Annotated in this window: 2 protein-coding genes; both read left to right on the top strand. The window is 49.0% G+C overall.

Features of this window, described 5'->3' with window-relative positions; all coding sequences use genetic code 11:
* Nucleotides 1–839: WD40 repeat domain-containing protein (locus tag KDK16_RS09385; protein WP_257275768.1), on the top strand; the 839-nt coding region annotated here is incomplete at its 5' end.
* 137 nt (nucleotides 840–976) lie between these two features.
* On the top strand, nucleotides 977–1,387 hold a 411-nt coding region (locus KDK16_RS09380), incomplete at its 3' end, for an F-box protein (RefSeq protein WP_257275767.1).

Genomic DNA, 1,387 nt, shown 5'->3' with positions numbered 1-1,387 from the left:
CCAGTGACGATGGGGTGAAAATCTATGGCCATGAGACCGGTGGATCATGGGAAGAAAAAGCCACTGTTCACCATGATTGTTCGGTCTACTCGGCCAGCTTAAGCTCCGACGGTCGTCATCTGTTGGTCATCGATCGAAATCATACTGCGACCATCTACGTTCAGGAGGACGATGAATCATGGACAGTAAAAGACACCTTTACCCATGGGGATACTATCACCTCTGCCGCTTTCAGCAACAATGGCCGCCATCTGGTCACCGCCAGTAAAGACGGTACGGTAAAAATCTGCGATCTGCAGGACGATGAATCATGGAAAGAAATAGCCACGATTTCTCATGGTGATCCGGTCAACTCAGCCGAATTCAGCGCCGATAGCCTCCGTGTGTTGACCGCCAGTAGTAGTAACATGGCAAAAATCTATGGACAGAAGGCCCCTGGATCATGGGTAAAAGAAGCCACCATTGCACACAAGGAGATAGTCAACTCAGCCCACTTTAGCGCCGATGGTCGCCATGTGGTGACCGCCAGCAGAGATAACAAGGCGAAAATCTACGGCCAGAAGGCCCCCGGACTATGGGTAAAAAAAGCCACCATTACCCACAAAGGTTGGGTCCGGTCAGCCACCTTCAGCGCCGATGGTTGCCATGTGTTGACCGTCGGTCTCGACAAAACGGTGAAAATTTATGGCCTTGGACCCGATGGGTCATGGGTAAAAAAAGCCGTTATTCGGCGCGAGCATGACATCGAATTAGCCACCATCAGCGCCGATGGCCGACAGGTGTTGACCGTCGATCAATTTAACGAGCTGAGAATCACTGAACTACGGAGGAAAGATTGATGCAGGGCCCTGTTGCCCGGGAGCCTGACCTGAATTTATGAACTTTCATACTAAATCCGGCTCTAACCTTTCAACGCATTTTAAATGCCCCCTCAAAACAAGGATAAATTCTGACTCGGAGCCATGGAGAAACAGGTATGCACTCTACAAAAAGCATTGGCAGCACTGGCGACATTAACGCTTCACCCTTGCCAACACCTAAGCGACCTCAATTGGAAGAGGCACCGACGGGTGTTAGTGCAGGCAGGGAGGTTGCTGTACATGAAAAAAATAAACCTTCATTCCTCAATTTGCCCTACATAGCACAGTCCATGATTATTCGCTGTTTGAGTTTTCGAGAGATTACCGCTTTAGCAAAGGTGTGCAAACATCTACACGAGCTTGTAAAAAATGATAAAGCTCTGGAAAGAGCGTGGTTTCGACGGTTCCCTGCACCACACCAATATCAACTAAAGACCCTCTTCACGGCAAAAGATGATCAACAACTCAGTGATTGGTTGAAGCCGATTGTGAATAAGGCCGCTGTCGAGTCACTCGTAAAACAACGA

It is taken from the genome of Endozoicomonas sp. SESOKO4 (assembly GCF_024606275.1).
The sequence above is the reverse complement of the archived record's forward strand: the minus strand, read 5'-3'. Positions and strand labels throughout refer to the sequence as shown.